Here is a 15,737-nt window from a genome sequence, read left to right on the forward strand (position 1 = left end):
TTTTACGTTAAGCAAACTGAAGTGAAAACAACAACAATGAAAACCCTATACGCCCACAGGGGGATGTCAGCCTTAGCCCCTGAAAATACACTGGCTGCTTTTTCTCTTTGCCCGGAGCATGGCTTGAAATGGGTAGAGTGCGATGTAGACATTCTTGCTGATGGCACCGTCGTCGTCAGCCATGATGACACCTTGGACCGTTGCACGAATCATTCCGGAAGCCTCTACGACCACACCCGCGAAGATCTGGAAGATATTGACGCCGGAAGCTGGTTCGGAGACGAGTTTATCGGTGAAAAGCTGCCAACCTTTGATCAGTTCATCACCCTGATGAACATCCTCAAACTCAACGTTAACGTTGAAATCAAATCCTGCACCTCTGGCTGGGAAAACACCGAAAAACTCATCACCGGTGTGATTGAAGGCCTGAAAAACCTCAACAGAGAAGCCAACGTACTGGTTTCCTGCTTCAACCCGCTGGCATTGGCCGAGTTCAAGCGCCGTTGTCCGGATGTGGCAGTGGCATGCCTGTTTGAGAAAGAAATGCCTGAAGATTGGCTTTCCATCATGCAAGCCTGTAAAGCCGACACCATCCATATTTCTGACGAAGGACTCACCAAACAAAAGGTTGAAGAACTGAAAGGTCATGGCTTGGAAGTCAACGTGTATACGGTCAACAGCCTGATGCGCGCCAACCAGCTCTTTAACTGGGGCGTTGATGGCGTATTCACCGACATCGGCCACCAATTTCCATCGCGATACCGCCAAGGGTAAACTTCGACATTCAGTGATAGGTATGACAGATTGAATCTATAAACATCAACGATTATACCTATCACTTCTCCCGTCATAACATATCCGCATAGACATTAAGGCAAAGCGCCAATCGCTAACGCCTATTTTGAAAACAAAAACCAAGTGGGGAAGGGGTTATGACAAGCATCAATATCGGCATTCAAGAACAAGACAGAATCGCGATCGCAGAAGGGCTGAAACGCCTATTGGCGGACTCATACACCCTTTACCTGCAAACGCACAACTTCCACTGGAATGTTACCGGTAAACAATTCCGTGAACTGCACCTGCTGTTTGAAGAGCACTACAACGCACTGGCGCTGGCCGTCGATGAAATCGCAGAACGTATCCGTACACTTGGCGTCGCTGCACCGGGTACGTACAAAGCCTTTGCTGAACTGAGTGCGATTGAAGAAGTGGAAGGTGTACCAAGCGCTGATGACATGGTGGATATACTCACCAAAGGTCACGAGCAAGTGGTGCGTACCGCACGGGAAGTGCTGAAAGTCGCACAGGCCGCCGACGATGAATCTTCCGCATCACTGGTATCAGACCGTATGCGAGAGCACGAGAAAACTGCCTGGATGCTCCGCGCCATGCGTGAGAATGGCTAAGCCGTAAAGATAAAAGCAAGCAATGTTCCGTAAGACAAAAGACCGCCGGGAGGCGGTCTTTGATTTAAAAGGACATATATGTCCTCTTTTCCTCTTAAAATCCCATCCACCATTCTCATCAAGTGGTGGATGATAAGTATATCAATACTTTAAATTTAGATTACAGCGGCATTTGGTTATAAAGTTCCATCACAGTAATTTCGCCACGCAAGAACTGGCGCGCTATATCTGGAGCTTGATTCAAGTAATGTGCCGTAGGGCTCAATTTGAACTGTATCGATATTTTTTTATGCGGTTCAATTGATAAAGCCTCTAAGTCTTCATCAACCTTATTAACGAAAGCTTGTTGCTCTTTAAGTGACATTGGTCCATCACCTAAACCGTCTAGTTCGGTATTAGATGAAAGTGTCTCTATTGATGCTGTTTCAACGCTAGATGATGAACTAAGTGTTTCGATCGAAGCTGTCTCGATACTCGATGAATAACTGCTAGCGATAGATGAAGACAAACTATTTATAGAAGAAACAGAGTTAGTTCTTGGTAAAATATTTGTTCTCCCAATTGGCTGATAAGGGATTCGTGGCATAGCAGCACGAGTCGCTATTCTTGAAATGCTCATTGATACTCCAGCAAAAGAGGGGGCACTAAAAATAGCACTTAGCCACATAAATGGGTCACTGACGAATTCTTTGGTTGGTCTATTAAAAAATGCGTTAAATCTTTGACTAGGCGTCGGTGGTGCACTTGCTTGGACGAAAGCATAGCGGGAGTTATTGTTATCGCTACCCGAAACTGGCATTCTCGGCTCGTCATTATATTCACAATCAGATAGAAGAAGATTGGTTCTCCTGATGACGTCTTCCTCCGAGGTGCCGGGTTCTGCTGATGCATGAACTATTTCATGAGTAATAAGTCGCTGAAGTGTAAATTCACTTTCAAGTTGATTTATATTTAGGTATGGCATTCCCAGTTCTAGTAAATTAATCTGGATCCGCTTTTCCTGAAAGTCGACAAAACTGCCTTTTTCGTCCTGTAATGTGGTCAAGTTAATAGTGTAATGATTATTTCCATCTTCTAGGAAACGTCTTACATCTTCGTCAACTCGGTTAACCGCAAGTTTTCTTAATACATCATAAGCTAGTGATAAAATCTCGTATTCATTACTAGAGCCATTTTTTATCCTATTTACTGAAACCCCTGGAGCGAATTGCATACCTTCTTTTTTGTCAATGACTTTAAAGATGGTTCGAGTATCAACTGTAGGTAAGTATGCTTCAAGCAGGTATTCATCCGGACACTTAACTGACCATAAATTATATTGACTATCATCTATTTCAGTATAGTCAATACCATACTTTGTCTCATTATTTAAATTTATTAATGAGTGAAATCCGATATTTAGCGTCTTATCTTCCCCTTCGAGAGATATAAATCTCTGTTGATTGGGGTGAACACAAATTGGAGTAACTTTTTGCAAGTTATGCGAATCTTCAAATACATTTTTAGCTAGACTTCCTTGGCAAAAAAATGCAAGCGGTAATAATGAAAATAATGGTTTTTTGTTTTTCATAATTTTCCTAATGTGCTGAAGTTAATTTCTATCTATTAATTATGTTTATATGAATGTGAAATTTTTATTGTGAGGAGGGAGAACTATATTAATAGCGACTCTTTCAATAAAGTTCAGTCTCCGTTATATGTTTTACTATATAGATATGCATAGATATATATGCATTTATGTATGTTAAAGCATACATCTATGCCTAGTAAAGATGTTCTTTTGATCAGATAGAGACTTTGGTGAATATTTGAACGATAAAGGAGGGGAAGTAGAGAAGGGCAGGGACGATATTGACGTGATTTTTCCGGATTTCCTCTTGTTGTCCAGTCCCTAAAACAGGTTGGCTCTATACCCAAACAGCCTGAGCCCTGCATCTTCGGTCTGTTTGGTATAGAAAAGACTGTCATTTAACAGCCCGTCCTTATCTAGGCGAGAGTTTATACCGTCTCAGCGGAAGATTTTACCTGAAGACGGTTACGGCTATCACGGCTTTGGCGAATCAAGTCATCTCCGGCAACTGTGGTGCCAGACTTAGCTAAACGGTCGTACAACACAACGTTTACCGTTGCGGCGAGGTTCATGCAGCCAACTGTCGGGACATACACAACGTGATCGGCTCTGTCTGCAATGGATTGATGCAATGAGTGATCTTCAGGCCCGAAAACATAAATGGCTTTCTCGGGGTGTTCAAACTCAGGAAGGGGCGTGGCGCCCAGTGCAAGTTCCACGCACACCACTTTCATGTCTGATGGGAGGTTATCAAACATGCTGTCGACATTCGTTAGCGGAATGCTCTCCATCGCATCCTGAGTGTCGGTATAGAACCTTGCTGCGCGGTCATATCGCTCACCTGTATAGACGACGCTGTCTGCTTGGTAGCATCCGGCTGCACGCATCACGCCTCCCACATTGGTTGGGCTTTTGGGGTTAATGAGACCAATGATTACGTGTGTTTCTGTCATGAAATGCATCTCTCTGTGCGAGTTTTTACTACAGGCAAAGTCTGGAAGGACTGCATTCTAGCAAATATTGCAGGCGGGTAGTGAAGTCCATATCGCATCGTTATCCGACAAAGTTGTGAGGATAGAGCGATTTCCTATGATTAATGAGTTATCACTAAATAACCGAAAGGAGCGGTACGATGATCCAAGTGTTGGCCATCGACCACATAGTATTGCGAACGACCAAGCTAAATGAAATGCTTAGATTTTATTCTGACGTACTGGGTTGCGTGGTAGAACGCGAAACTCCGCCGGAAACGGGATTAACCCAATTACGGGCGGGCAATGCTTTAGTTGACATTGTCCCGGTGGAGAGCCACCTGGGTAAGCTTGGCGGTGGCGCGCCGACACAATCAGAGCGCAATGTGGATCATTTCTGCCTTCAGATTAAAGCCGCGAGTGAACAAAGTATCCTTGAGTACCTCGACGCACGCGGAGTTACCCATGAGGATTTTGCCCGTCGATATGGCGCACAAGGATATGGCAATTCCATCTACCTAGAGGACCCGGAAGGCAATGTGGTGGAGCTAAGATGCCGGGTAGAAAAAGTTTAAATTCACCGCGCCGATAGCGTTTCAGCGATAACTTCCATGACGGGTAAGATGCGGAACTGATGGGTCGCCTACAAACCCAAATACTTCGAATTCCCCGCTATATCTTTTCTCCCTAGTAAAGAGGAGGACATAAGTCCATCTAAATGCATCTGATATATAAAATGAATTCTTGATAATAAGACGTGTTCGGATCCCTGGGTATGTTGCAATAAAAAGTATGAAATCTTTCTTTCATCGTCGTAGGTGCTTTTCAGTGTGCATGGTTAAAACTGTGCATCCAGTCGTCACAAAAATGCAGCTATCATCAGGAGAGAACAAATGAAAAGATGTTTGCACTGGTTATTACCTATATTGCTGGTGGGGTGTGGCGGTGACAACGATGGCTCAACAGGGAACTCCCCACCTTCTGATAACCCGAACGGATCTTCAAATGCCATTCTCCAACTCGAACAAAAGGGTGAGATCCCCAAGCTCGAACGCGGCACTGATCTAATGGGCAGTGATCAGAACAATAATGGTGTGAGAGATGACATCGATAGTTTTATCGGTAGAAGCTATCCGGTGCCCAATCAGCAGGCTGCTGCCACACAATCGGCGAAAGCATTCCAACAGACACTAGCGGTCGATAAATCTGACATTCTAGCGGTGAAAGCCGCCAACCAAACTCTTTCTCGCGCTTTAAATTGTCTTTTCGACCAGTTTGATGGTGAAAACGGCACAATTGGGCCGGCAAGAGTGTCGCTGGAAATTAAATCCGCCACATTCAATACCAAACTCCGATTACTGGAATACTTGACTTTCAGCGAAGCATTAGATGGCACCTCTTGGGCTTTGCCAGTAGGAGACACTTGTGAACGTTAAGTCTTTTTATTTTCCGTTTAGCTCCAGTTTGTTAATGGCTGCTGTCTTGTTCAGTGTTCCTGCATCGGCTGAGGAGGAAGAGGTCAGCACCAACATCTGCGAAAGAAAAGGCGTTGTCGTCGCCTTCTTTAATGGGATTCTTAACACGCCTGACAACGCATTTATGTCGATGAAGCAACTCAGTAAGATTCATGGTGATATGGCGCCTAACGGTGAAAAAATATCGTATGAGATGCTCTACAACACAAGTGAAGGCTTTTTAAAAGATGTTATGGAAACCTTTGAACAAAGGTTATTGGAAGAATCAGATGGTGCACTGAGCGGACGCTACGAATATTTCTTTGAAGCGATGCAGGGCGATGGTGGCTGGTGGTCGAAAGTCACCAGTGCTGTCGCTGTAGTGTTCGACGCTGAAGAAACGTTTAGAAAATGGCTGATGTCCTTTATCGTCGGTAACCTTTCCGCTGTGGCATCAAACCCACCGACAGAAGTGAATTACGCAGAGCACCGTACCAAAATAGACACCTGGATGAGTGAAGGAAAATCGCTCGTTTTGGTTGCGCACTCGCAAGGTAACCTTTTTGTAAATCCTGCCTATGACCATGCCTTACCTGCGCTGACTGATGAGCATGTTAAAGCGGTTCATGTAGCTCCCGCTTCACCCACATTGAGGGGAAAGCATACTCTGGGCGACCTCGATTTGGTCATCAATGCGCTGAGATTGGTTGGTACCGTGCCACCGAATACTGACAATATGGCCGGTTATGCCTTCCGTCCCGCCGGCGCCAATGGGTCGAGAGATTTCAAAGGCCACGGCTTTATAGAGATATACGTCAACCCCGGCGTTAATGTGTCAAAAAGGGTAAAACGCCATATCAATTCCGCGCTGTCGGAGATCCCCTCGCCCGAAATGCAATCCTTGTTTGGTTTCTTTACCGCAACGCTCACTATGGAAGGTCGGGGTGCGGCCAACCTAATTGTTATTGAACCGGATGGCACTGAAGTGGGTCTCAACAACCCGGAAGGGACAAGCGGTGAACTGATTTTTGATGACAATATCTTTAGGAAAAAACCGCTCTACTATCATGCCTCTTGCGATACTGAAGAGCTGCAAACAGGCACCTACCAAATTGCGGTTTCCAATTATACTTTGGCTAAAGGAAGCACTGTCACTGTTCAGGTGGCGACTTGGGACGAAGGTGTTCTTGGCACCACTTCTATCAAGCTTGAGAGCGACCCAACAGGAGATTTTCCATCTGACTATTTGTTTGATGTGAATATTTCCAAAAATGAGGACACCAACAAATACACGACGACGATAAGCCGAGCCAAACAGCCTGATTAATCATAACTTCTTGCATTGATGCAGCATATCCAAGCTTGGCTGATAAGCCCTAGTCGATACTGATGCCATTCCGAGCAGTGTGTGGAACAGGTTGTCCTGAGAGTAGGAAATGTCTTTGGCGTTCTGTTTCAAGCAGGTTTGATCAACCTTATGGCCGTTTTGGAAAGAGGGTGACATCCAAAGGATCATCGGGACGGATGTTTGCTCTTCCGGCGCAATGCCATAGGGCAGTCCGTGCAGATAGATTCCATCTTCACCCAGTGACTCCCCATGATCGGATAAATACAACATGGCTGTTTGGTGGGAGTTGTCATATTTATCTAAAATATCAATCACCTGACTGAGCACGTAATCGGTATAAACAATGGTGTTGTCATAGGTGTTCAGCACTTGCTGACGGCTACAGTTTTGAATATCTGCCGTGTCACAGGTTGGTGTAAAGACGCGGAATTCAGGCGGATATCGCTCAAAGTAGGTTGGGCCGTGACTGCCTATCAGGTGCAAGACAATCACTGTGTCTCCATTGGCATTTTTCACTCTGTCGGCGAGGCCATTGAGCAATACGCTGTCATAGCAACTGCCGTGAGCGCAATCCTCTTTAAAGGATTTAGGATCAATGCTCAGGTGTTCAATTCGATCGCAAACCCCTTTGCACCCGCCATCGTTATCAATCCAACTGACATTCACCTTCGCATGTTTTAACACATCCAAAACGCCTTCCTGATGTCTGGCTGTGGTCGCGTTGTACGTGTCATGAGTCATGATGGAAAACATGCAGGGAACCGACACCGCCGTGGCGGTTCCGCATGAGGTCACGTGCTGAAAACTGATCACGTTTTCTTTTGATAGCCTCGGATTGGTATTTCTTTCGTAACCATTGAGCGAGTAGTTTATGGAGCGCGATGTTTCGCCCACGACCAGTACAATCACATTGGGTGTGCCTGTGTTTCGTGTGTCTTTGGCATCGGTCCCGAGTGTCTGGAAGGGGATGTCTTTCTCATAGAGTCGGTATTTGGCATACCGGAATGACGCACTGAGGTAATTCGTCGGGTTGATCAGCGCTTTGATTTCACTGTTGTTCCTGACAAGCGCAGCATAGTCTTTGTAATAGAGCGAGGCGATAACGCCAGTGACACCAATGGCGACAATCAGCATTACCAGCTTTTGAAGCAGCAGTGATTTAACTGATGCGGGGAAGCGCACTTTTGCTTTGGCGACGACAAAGGTGGGAATGACAAACAGACACACCAACCAGAAGAGCAGCGAGAAGGAAAGGTAACTGGTTGCTTCGCTTTGGTTGGTCTCAAAGACATTAATAATCATGCTGTAGTTGAAATACTGCCCATACGAGACCATGGCGTATGAGGCGAGCGTGGAAAAGAGCAGCAGTGCAATCAACAAGGGTTTGTATATCCACGGCCAAATTAGCAAGGCAAACAGCGCAAAGCACAGCATGGTGATAAGAACAGGAATAGAGAAGAGAAAGCCTGAGTCGGTATGAATGTTGGTATTCAATATGCTGACTAAATGCTGCCAAAGCGCGATATTTTGCGCCGACGCGAAGAAGAGAGCGACGATCAGTGTGAACAGAAAGAGAGGGATCTGGCGCTTCATATGGGTACCACAATGAGAGGCATATCACATTGGTGGTTATTCTTGCACAGTCATGGTTTAAATGTAAGGTTAAAAGGAACAGTCACCCGGCGTTATCACTGGATCTGTTCCTTGTTTTTGTCCCTGCCGCTGAAACGAGCTGTGCCGCTACATAAAAATATATTGTCGATACAGGGCATCAAGCTCCTGCCGCAGCGCATCGGTGTCAGCGCGTTTTTCTGCATCTTTTTCTGAGCAAAGCCTGAACAACTCTCGCTCAGTGTGCGTGATGCGATGGCAAAGCTCTTCAAGCGTGGAACACATAGACGGGTCTTTGTTTTCTATGGGGGTGTTTACTGTCGGGTCAATCGTCCGGTTTGAGCTCTTAGGCTGCAGTTGATGTGCTTCGTTATAGGCGGTCTGTTTTGCCCTACGGCGGTTGGATTCATCCATCGCGCTTTTCATGGCGGGGGTAATTTTGTCGGCATAGAGTACGGCTTTACCATTGGCATTGCGGGCCGCGCGGCCAATAATTTGGATGAGCGCCTCGGTGGAACGCAAAAAGCCGGCATGATCCGCTTCGAGTATTGCAACCAAAGATGCTTCAGGAATATCCAGCCCCTCTCTTAGCAGGTTGATACCAATCAGCACATCCAATTCGCCGCGTCGCAGCTGGCGAATAATCTCAACGCGATCTTCGGTTTTAACGTCACTGTGAATGTACTGGCAGCGAATCCCCTCTTCTGTGTATTGCTGATAAAGGGCTTCTGCACTGTGTTTGCTGAGCGTCGTGACTAACACCCTTTCTTGGCGTTCAATACAGGTTCGAATGCGGTTCAGCAGGTCTTCCTGGGTTTTTGCTAACGGGACTATCTCGATTTCAGGATCCAGCAGTCCAGTTGGGCGGATCACTTGATCGACAACGACACCACCGGAGCGTTTTACTTCATAGTCGCCGGGTGTCGCGGAGACAAAAATGGTCTGCGGCTTTATCTTCTCAAACTCTTCAAACTCTTCAAAGGCGAGAGGGCGATTGAATTTGGCAGAAGGCAGGCGGAAGCCGTAATCAATCAGCGTGTCTTTTCGGCTTTGATCACCTTTATACATGGCATGGATCTGCGGCACCATGACATGGGATTCATCAATAAACAGCAGGCCCCCCTTGGGGAGATAGTCCATCAGGGTGGTAGGCGGCAGGCTGGGGTCTCGGCCAGTCAGATATGACGCGTAGTTTTCAATCCCCCCGCAGTAACCTTGCAAGCGCAGCATCTCCAAATCCCTTGTGGTGCGCTCAAAAAGTCTTGCTGCTTCTGCGACTTGATGGTTTCGACTGAGTTCGGCAGTGCGTTGTTCAAGCTCGGCTTCTATCGCTTTGCAGGCGCGGGAAATTTGTTCCGGCGAGGTGGAATAGAGGGTCTTTGGTGAGACACGGTAATGTTCCAGGTCACCTAGAATGTCGCCCGTGGCGTTGTCCACTCTCAGCAGTTGAGTAATGGTTTGGGCATTGTCGAGCATCACCACTATCGCATCTTTTTCAGAATCCGCCGGGAAGATATCCACTTTATGCGGACTGATGCGGTAACTCCCGCGAGAAAGAGGCTCACCGCCGGGCTCGTAGTGAAGTTTGGCCAACTGATTCTCCAGTGTTGTCAGGTTCAACCGGTCTCCGGGTTGAAGCGGAATCTGGAGTCTGCGGTAATCCTCTGGCGAGCCTAAGCCATAAACGGAAGATACCGACGCCACCACAATCACGTCTTTTCGCTCAATTAGCGCTTTGGTGGTGGAAAGCCGCAGCCGCTCAAGCTGTGCGTTGATGGCGGAGTCTTTTCTGATAAATCGGTTACTGCCAGGAATATAGACCTCTGGCTGGTAGTAATCGTAATAAGAGACGAAATACTCGACTGCGTTTTTGGGAAAAAAGGCCAACATTTCATGGTACAGCTGTGCTGCCAGTGTTTTGTTATGGGCAAGGATAAGGGTGGGGCGCTGCAAACGGTGAATAATGTTTGCCATGGTGAATGTCTTGCCAGACCCTGTAACCCCTTGGAGTGTCTGGTGGGTTTTGCCTTCCTCAATGCCGGCGATGAGTTTGGCAATGGCTTCCGGCTGGTCGCCGGCCGGTGCGTTCTTTGAGTGAAGCAAAAAGATTTCCTGACCCATGCCTGATTCCCTAGTCAATAAAGGTAATCATCAAGTAAAGGGCGGCGTGCAGGGAGCTGTCAAACCGTATGGTGTGCTAGGTTTGGGAATGACGATGGGTAAAGGCGCTTTGTCGGGCTGTGGATTGTCCGAAGCGAAATTTTTGGTAAAAAAGCACAGACTCTTGTACTCAAACATACAAACTTCTCAGATTTGTAGTCACTGTTTGATTTGATAAATCAGTCTCCTAAACCCAGCCCTGCCCTCTTTAAAATCTTAAACCCCTTCTTTAATTTGTCTGTTGAATTGAGCAGTTGGTGAGGTCAGCGTGAGGCCCCCTTTTCTGGTGGTTCCATCGTCCTCGAAGTACGGATGACAGTCTGTCTGCCAATGCTTCAATACGTCGAGCACAGCTAGTTCCTTTAGCTGGGTGTATGATCCTTGTGGGAAATGCAGTCTCAACATGGTTTCAACCTTTCTGCATTTTCTGCACTACCAAGAGGTATGTATATGCGTCAGTTTTCGAGCTTTATCGAAACCCTGCAAACAATAAAAAGTAATAGCACGATGATGGCAATTTTCGTGTTATCCATGTCATTGAGCCAAGTGACCAGAGCAGAAGAAAAGCTCCCTTTCCTTACATTTAGTCCGCCGAGTTATGTCACCAGTATTCAGACCAGCTCTTCGAATTTTGTCGGCGTGGATGAAGCAGACATGAGCTTTGTAGTGTTTGTAGGAGAGATTAACAATGTCGATAGCAACGGCGTTCACCCTGTGCAATTTTCGTTGCCATCAGCGGATTACTTTGGGGTGGATTACGACCCAACACTGACGAGCCTGAATGGACGTAACGTGAGCAATGCGGATTGGGAATACAGTTCAGTCGGGGGGAATCATACTTTCACTTATAAAGGAAACGGCGGGATTTTCCCTGGCAACACGTATTCCTTTGTGGGTGTAAACGCGACCTTTGTGCGCCCGCAGCGAGAAGAAGTGACATTGCAGGTCGACCTTGACCCAAGTGCAGGCGGGCAGGTGAGTTCACCTCGATTAAGCGACGAAGATACACTCTATTATTAGTGTCCTGCTTTTTCCGGTCTTCCCTGTAAATGGGAAGGCCTCTTATGCTAAATCCTATTCATTAGCGGCTTCGAGGAAGTTAATTTCACCCTAACGTCTTATTTATGGGCGATAGTTGTAAGAAGAATTGCGATAGTTTGGTGAAAGAATGTAATGGCTTGTCGCCATAGCGAGTTTTCAAAGGATTGAAAAGGGGCTTTCGATGTTCGGAAACGTGCTTTCTTCGGCGTTCAACTTTGCTTTTAAGCACTTAGGCCTACTGTTCCGCGTGACGATTATACCGATTCTTTTGAGCGTAGCGCTGGAAGTCATCGCTTTCTATTTTGAAAGCCAAATGATGGAGTGGGTGGATTTCTTGTTGTGGAGTGTGCTCAATACCATCATTGCGATTAATGTGCATCGCGTGGTCCTGATTGGACCTCACTCTGTACCAACATTCGGCCGATTTACCTTTGGCAAAATCGAGATTTGGTTTTGGCTTCACTACATTGTGCTTGGCTTACCCTATTTACTCAGTTATTACCTGATGGATCGGGCAAGCATGCTGCTTATTACACTGGCGGTAGTTGCTCTGGTTGTTGGGTGCCGCGTCAGTTTAGTTTTTCCCGCCATTGCGATGGGTAAGGGCGTTTCGTTCCTGTATGCCTGGGAGAAAAGCGCGCAAAAAACCTGGTTGATGATCTTAGTCGTGGCGCTGGCACCGTTCATTTTTGGCGTCATCTTTATTCCTGTGATGGCGCTAATTGTATTTATCGCACCTGAATCATCACCCATCTATTTGCTGGTCGGCACCAATATCGTTATTGCCTATGTGACCGTGTTGGCGGTGATTGCGCTCTCTTTTGCTTATCAATATCTCATCGGTGATGAGGATGTAATGCGATCCTCTGACGAACCAAGGGAAGATTAGTATCGGTTGTCGAGAGTAATGCCAAGCGTGTCGCATTGGTTTAAGTGGCATTGAGGGCATTGCTAACAATGGAATTTGCGCTGGAAAAAACAGCCAAAGAGGTATGAATGTTTGAATTTAAGACAGGCGACTGGGTGTTCACCACGCAATCTGGTGTTTGGCAGATCTACCGTATTGAGCTTTTTAAGGCGTTTAGCCCTTCACGCAAAGCACTTGAAGACAAAACGCTGATATTCGCCAAGCGTTTTATTGATGACACGGGCAAGGCAGCTTTCTCTCAGGAGTTCTTCTCACCTGCTTTGTTGTTCCCAGTTAAAGGTGAGGCTGAACACGATTTGGATTTGTTCATCAAAAGCCATCCGAAACTCTACGCAAAATTTCTCCGATACAAGCCCGAACCGATTAACACCGTTTTTCATTGCCGTGTTGAAGCGCCAGAGCATCAGTCCACAGAAGATATTGCTGACATGTTTCCGAGAGAAGAAGAGTTTACCCAATCAGAAGCAATGAAGTTTGTCGACTCGCTGGGGTTGGAATCGAGCAGTTATCCGCTTTGGACAGTGGAATTTGTTTCCCGGGGTACAGTAATGCGTGATGGCTATATCCGCTATGTGTTTAACCGCGTGCTGGAGTTCTGAAGACTCCGATTGTGAAAGAACCCCTATGCTGAATCAGCAGAAATACGCATCACCATGCGATATAAGGGCAGTTTATTATCTATTGGGCCAATGGCTTCTTCGCTGATGCTGAGAGGGTTATCGCCACGGAACGTGATGAAACTGCCAAGGGTAGTTTTCTGAAACCGTTTTACCATCCATCCCATATTCGGGTGATCAAACACATAAATCTGGTCGCGTTTCTTGGGCCACCATGTGGGCTGTCTTACGGCAACAATGTAATCGTCTGTGTTGAGTGTTAGGCTCATCGAGGAGCCCGCGACACGCATAATCTTCAACATCTTTCTCAAGTAAACATCAAGTTAAGTACCTTAACGCCTCAAGCATTTAGGGCTTGAGGTCAGGATACACAGTTGGCAACTCGGGGAGATAGGGACAGTCTGCCGTGAAGGTTTTCACACCTTTGGTCGCCCAGAATATCTCTGCAAACTGATTGACTTTATCCAACAGTTTCAGTGCTGCGTCTTTGTCTGATTCCTGCTTAACGACGGAAGCCAACATCATGATTTCATGTGTCAGGGAGTGAATTTCTGGGAACTGGTCAAGTTGAGGTTGCTTGAAGTAATCTCCCCAGATAATGCGGATTTCTTCTTTTAGTTTTTTGCCATGTTCTTCTTTCTGTTCAATCAGGCGGGCAAACGTCGCTTTCTGCTGTTTAGTCAGATCTTGTTCTGGCAGCTCGTTGAGCAGGTCAATCATACGGATCATCGTCAGCACGGCGATTTGCGCATGAACCGGATCATAGATTTTGCAGGGAATATCGCAGTGGGCAGAGACTCTGCCAAAAGAGAATGTGTGGTCGAGGCGTTCCATTAAAGCGTGAAGCATAATGTTATCTCCGTGACTGGGATTTCTTATCGAGGTAATTGATCGCAAAGATGATAAGTGCGCAGCCAAACAGAATTGGCATTAGCCATAGAAAGTGAATGAAATCAGCAGTCCAATGCGTGTGGTCGTGGCCTTTGTGGGCGAGCACTTCTGAGCTGAACAGAAAGAGTAAGGCAAATAGAGTGACATTCTTGAACATGGTTTCCTCCGACGCTCAGGCAGCGCGTTGGCTAGATTGTTTGAACACGACCAATTCACTGAGACCGGCTGAGTAAGCTTTGAGTAGCTCGACAAAATGCTGGTGATCGGGTGAGGCCTTTCTAAGCTGGACTTCGATGATTTCCAGCGGTGATTCAAGGTGGAATCGGGCGAGTTCAGATTGATCTGATTGTTTATAAACAGTGGCGAGGTTGTGATGACAGGCCAGCCAGGCTGAGAGCTTTTCACGGTCTGTGAACAGAGACTCGCTGTTCTCATCCAGCAAGGTGAGGGCATCGAAGTAGTTGTCTTCGGCATGCTCCATCTCATCAATGGCGAAGTATTGGTTCCCCGCCAATATCAAGTTTCTCCAATCATTCATATCCCTGCGCCTCAATCACTAATGATAACTATTCGCAAGTGATAATTATTATCGATTTAAGTGGAAAGTAAAGACAGTTCCAAAGAGAGAGTAAATGGAATGCCCGAAATGTGATGCAGATTCGAGAGTGGGGAAAAGAGATGTATGTGGGGCTTGGAGGGAAAAGGAAGTTATAGAAGCGTCTCAGAATACGTACTTATTTAAAGGCTTCCTTGGCTGATTCTTAAAGAAGCCTTTACTCAGCCAGGTGCTTCAGATGGTTCGTTTTGTATTGGTTTTCTTTCTCTTATTGCTGTCTTTCAACACCACTGCGAAAGAAGTAAGTTGTTCTGCTCAATTAATACCTGACGTTCGCGACGGTCAGGTAATAAAACCGTATTTGGAAAGCTTGAAACAAACCACGCTGTTTTCCAACGAAAATGTCAACGGAAGTTATTGTAACCTCCACGCGTACTACCTAAATAGCTGTTCCTAATAGTAGATCTCAAAGATAAGAGAAACTCAGTCCGCTTTGTGCGATCTGATCAATCGCCAAACCGAAACATACCGACAAAAGGACTGAGTGATGGCCATCATAGCACCGATACCTCGTGGCGAACGTCGTAGGATGAAAAAAGCGATACAGACTACCAAGGACAAGGATTATGCCCGCAGACTTATTGCTCTCATGCAACTCCACGAAGGCAAAACGATTGTCGATGTCTGCCGTATTATCAGTGCAGCCCGCTCCTCAGTGGGTAGGTGGATTGACTGGTTTACTCAAGGTGGTATGGATGCCCTGCACGCTTTGCCTGTTGGCAGACCGCCAACGCTTCCCGTTAGCGAAATGTGTGCGATGCTGACTATTCTGGTTCAGTTTTCCCCGCAGGATTTCGGTTATCAGCGAAGCCGCTGGAGTACAGAGCTTTTAACGATGCAGCTCAATGATGTATTCCAAAGTACAGTGGCGGCTTCTACGGTCAGGCGTTGGTTACCGAAAATCGGGGTCGTCTGGCGTAGGGCGGCACCTACCCTCAATATTCGAGACCCTGACAAGGAAGAAAAGCTCGCTCAGATAAGTGAGGCGCTGGAGAAATGCAGTGTTGACCATCCGGTGTTTTATGAAGACGAAGTTGATATCGACCTTAACCCCAAAATTGGGGCTGACTGGACGGTAAAAGGCCAGCAGAAAAAAGTGGTCACACCGGGACAGAACTGCA

The 15,737-nt window shown here is 46.5% G+C and carries 17 protein-coding genes; 9 read left to right on the plus strand and 8 right to left on the minus strand.

What is annotated here, in order from left to right; translation table 11 throughout:
- Nucleotides 1–36: 36 nt before the first annotated feature.
- Both GMA8713_RS18985 and GMA8713_RS18990 read left to right on the plus strand, forming a co-directional pair.
- The gene (locus GMA8713_RS18985; RefSeq protein WP_062713196.1) at nucleotides 37–774 is read left to right on the plus strand and encodes a glycerophosphoryl diester phosphodiesterase; all 738 of its coding nucleotides are present in this window, start codon (nucleotides 37–39) and stop codon (nucleotides 772–774) included.
- Between the two features lie 158 nt (nucleotides 775–932).
- Nucleotides 933–1,409 carry a Dps family protein gene (locus tag GMA8713_RS18990; RefSeq protein ID WP_062713198.1) on the plus strand — a complete coding sequence of 159 codons (477 nt, stop codon included), beginning with the start codon at nucleotides 933–935 and terminating at the stop codon, nucleotides 1,407–1,409.
- Between the two features lie 160 nt (nucleotides 1,410–1,569).
- On the opposite strand, the gene GMA8713_RS18995 is transcribed toward GMA8713_RS18990, so the two are convergent.
- Nucleotides 1,570–2,979 carry a hypothetical protein gene (locus GMA8713_RS18995; RefSeq protein ID WP_062713200.1) on the minus strand — a complete coding sequence of 470 codons (1,410 nt, stop codon included), beginning with the start codon at nucleotides 2,977–2,979 and terminating at the stop codon, nucleotides 1,570–1,572.
- 428 nt (nucleotides 2,980–3,407) lie between these two features.
- On the minus strand, nucleotides 3,408–3,932 hold the full coding sequence (locus GMA8713_RS19000; protein ID WP_062713202.1) for an RNA methyltransferase: 525 nt from the start codon (nucleotides 3,930–3,932) through the stop codon (nucleotides 3,408–3,410).
- A 179-nt stretch (nucleotides 3,933–4,111) separates the two neighbouring features.
- Here GMA8713_RS19000 and GMA8713_RS19005 point away from each other — a divergent pair, with 179 nt between their 5' ends.
- From GMA8713_RS19005 to GMA8713_RS19015, 3 genes are all read left to right on the plus strand, one after another.
- Nucleotides 4,112–4,525, plus strand: coding sequence for a VOC family protein (locus GMA8713_RS19005; protein WP_062713204.1), 414 nt, complete (start codon nucleotides 4,112–4,114; stop codon nucleotides 4,523–4,525).
- A 318-nt stretch (nucleotides 4,526–4,843) separates the two neighbouring features.
- The gene (locus tag GMA8713_RS19010) at nucleotides 4,844–5,386 is read left to right on the plus strand and encodes a hypothetical protein (RefSeq protein WP_062713206.1); all 543 of its coding nucleotides are present in this window, start codon (nucleotides 4,844–4,846) and stop codon (nucleotides 5,384–5,386) included.
- Nucleotides 5,376–6,731: a hypothetical protein gene (locus GMA8713_RS19015; protein ID WP_232314492.1), complete on the plus strand. Its 1,356-nt coding sequence runs from the start codon at nucleotides 5,376–5,378 to the stop codon at nucleotides 6,729–6,731. The genes GMA8713_RS19010 and GMA8713_RS19015 overlap by 11 nt, the downstream gene beginning before the upstream one ends.
- Here the strand turns inward: GMA8713_RS19015 and eptA are convergent, their stop codons facing one another.
- Together eptA and uvrB are read right to left on the minus strand one after the other, a co-directional pair.
- Nucleotides 6,732–8,345: a phosphoethanolamine transferase EptA gene (gene eptA, locus GMA8713_RS19020; RefSeq protein WP_062713213.1), complete on the minus strand. Its 1,614-nt coding sequence runs from the start codon at nucleotides 8,343–8,345 to the stop codon at nucleotides 6,732–6,734.
- A gap of 147 nt (nucleotides 8,346–8,492) precedes the next feature.
- Nucleotides 8,493–10,484, minus strand: coding sequence for an excinuclease ABC subunit UvrB (gene uvrB, locus GMA8713_RS19025; RefSeq protein ID WP_062713219.1), 1,992 nt, complete (start codon nucleotides 10,482–10,484; stop codon nucleotides 8,493–8,495).
- Nucleotides 10,485–10,973: 489 nt separating this feature from the next.
- Between uvrB and GMA8713_RS19040 the strand changes: the two genes are divergently transcribed.
- The 3 genes from GMA8713_RS19040 (at nucleotide 10,974) to GMA8713_RS19050 (ending at nucleotide 13,091) form a co-directional block, all read left to right on the plus strand.
- Nucleotides 10,974–11,543, plus strand: a complete 570-nt coding sequence (locus tag GMA8713_RS19040; RefSeq protein ID WP_062713225.1) for a hypothetical protein — start codon at nucleotides 10,974–10,976, stop codon at nucleotides 11,541–11,543.
- A 202-nt stretch (nucleotides 11,544–11,745) separates the two neighbouring features.
- The gene (locus GMA8713_RS19045) at nucleotides 11,746–12,453 is read left to right on the plus strand and encodes a hypothetical protein (RefSeq protein WP_062713227.1); all 708 of its coding nucleotides are present in this window, start codon (nucleotides 11,746–11,748) and stop codon (nucleotides 12,451–12,453) included.
- A 107-nt stretch (nucleotides 12,454–12,560) separates the two neighbouring features.
- Complete coding sequence (locus GMA8713_RS19050) at nucleotides 12,561–13,091, plus strand: hypothetical protein (RefSeq protein WP_062713229.1); 531 nt, start codon at nucleotides 12,561–12,563, stop codon at nucleotides 13,089–13,091.
- A 23-nt stretch (nucleotides 13,092–13,114) separates the two neighbouring features.
- Here GMA8713_RS19050 and GMA8713_RS19055 read toward each other — a convergent pair whose 3' ends face one another.
- The 4 genes from GMA8713_RS19055 to GMA8713_RS19070 are packed head-to-tail and all read right to left on the minus strand — an operon-like array spanning nucleotide 13,115 to nucleotide 14,538.
- On the minus strand, nucleotides 13,115–13,411 hold the full coding sequence (locus GMA8713_RS19055) for a S24/S26 family peptidase (protein WP_062713231.1): 297 nt from the start codon (nucleotides 13,409–13,411) through the stop codon (nucleotides 13,115–13,117).
- A 46-nt stretch (nucleotides 13,412–13,457) separates the two neighbouring features.
- Nucleotides 13,458–13,958, minus strand: coding sequence for a superoxide dismutase, Ni (gene sodN / locus GMA8713_RS19060; protein WP_062713233.1), 501 nt, complete (start codon nucleotides 13,956–13,958; stop codon nucleotides 13,458–13,460).
- Nucleotides 13,959–13,962: 4 nt separating this feature from the next.
- On the minus strand, nucleotides 13,963–14,157 hold the full coding sequence (locus GMA8713_RS19065; RefSeq protein WP_062713234.1) for a hypothetical protein: 195 nt from the start codon (nucleotides 14,155–14,157) through the stop codon (nucleotides 13,963–13,965).
- Between the two features lie 15 nt (nucleotides 14,158–14,172).
- Complete coding sequence (locus GMA8713_RS19070) at nucleotides 14,173–14,538, minus strand: DUF2753 family protein (RefSeq protein ID WP_062713236.1); 366 nt, start codon at nucleotides 14,536–14,538, stop codon at nucleotides 14,173–14,175.
- A gap of 565 nt (nucleotides 14,539–15,103) precedes the next feature.
- On the opposite strand from GMA8713_RS19070, the gene GMA8713_RS19075 reads away from it, so the two are divergent.
- Nucleotides 15,104–15,737: IS630 family transposase (locus GMA8713_RS19075; protein WP_157515690.1), on the plus strand; the 634-nt coding region annotated here is incomplete at its 3' end.

It is taken from the genome of Grimontia marina (assembly GCF_900060185.1).
In the GTDB taxonomy this organism is placed as follows: Bacteria; Pseudomonadota; Gammaproteobacteria; order Enterobacterales; family Vibrionaceae; genus Enterovibrio; species Enterovibrio marinus.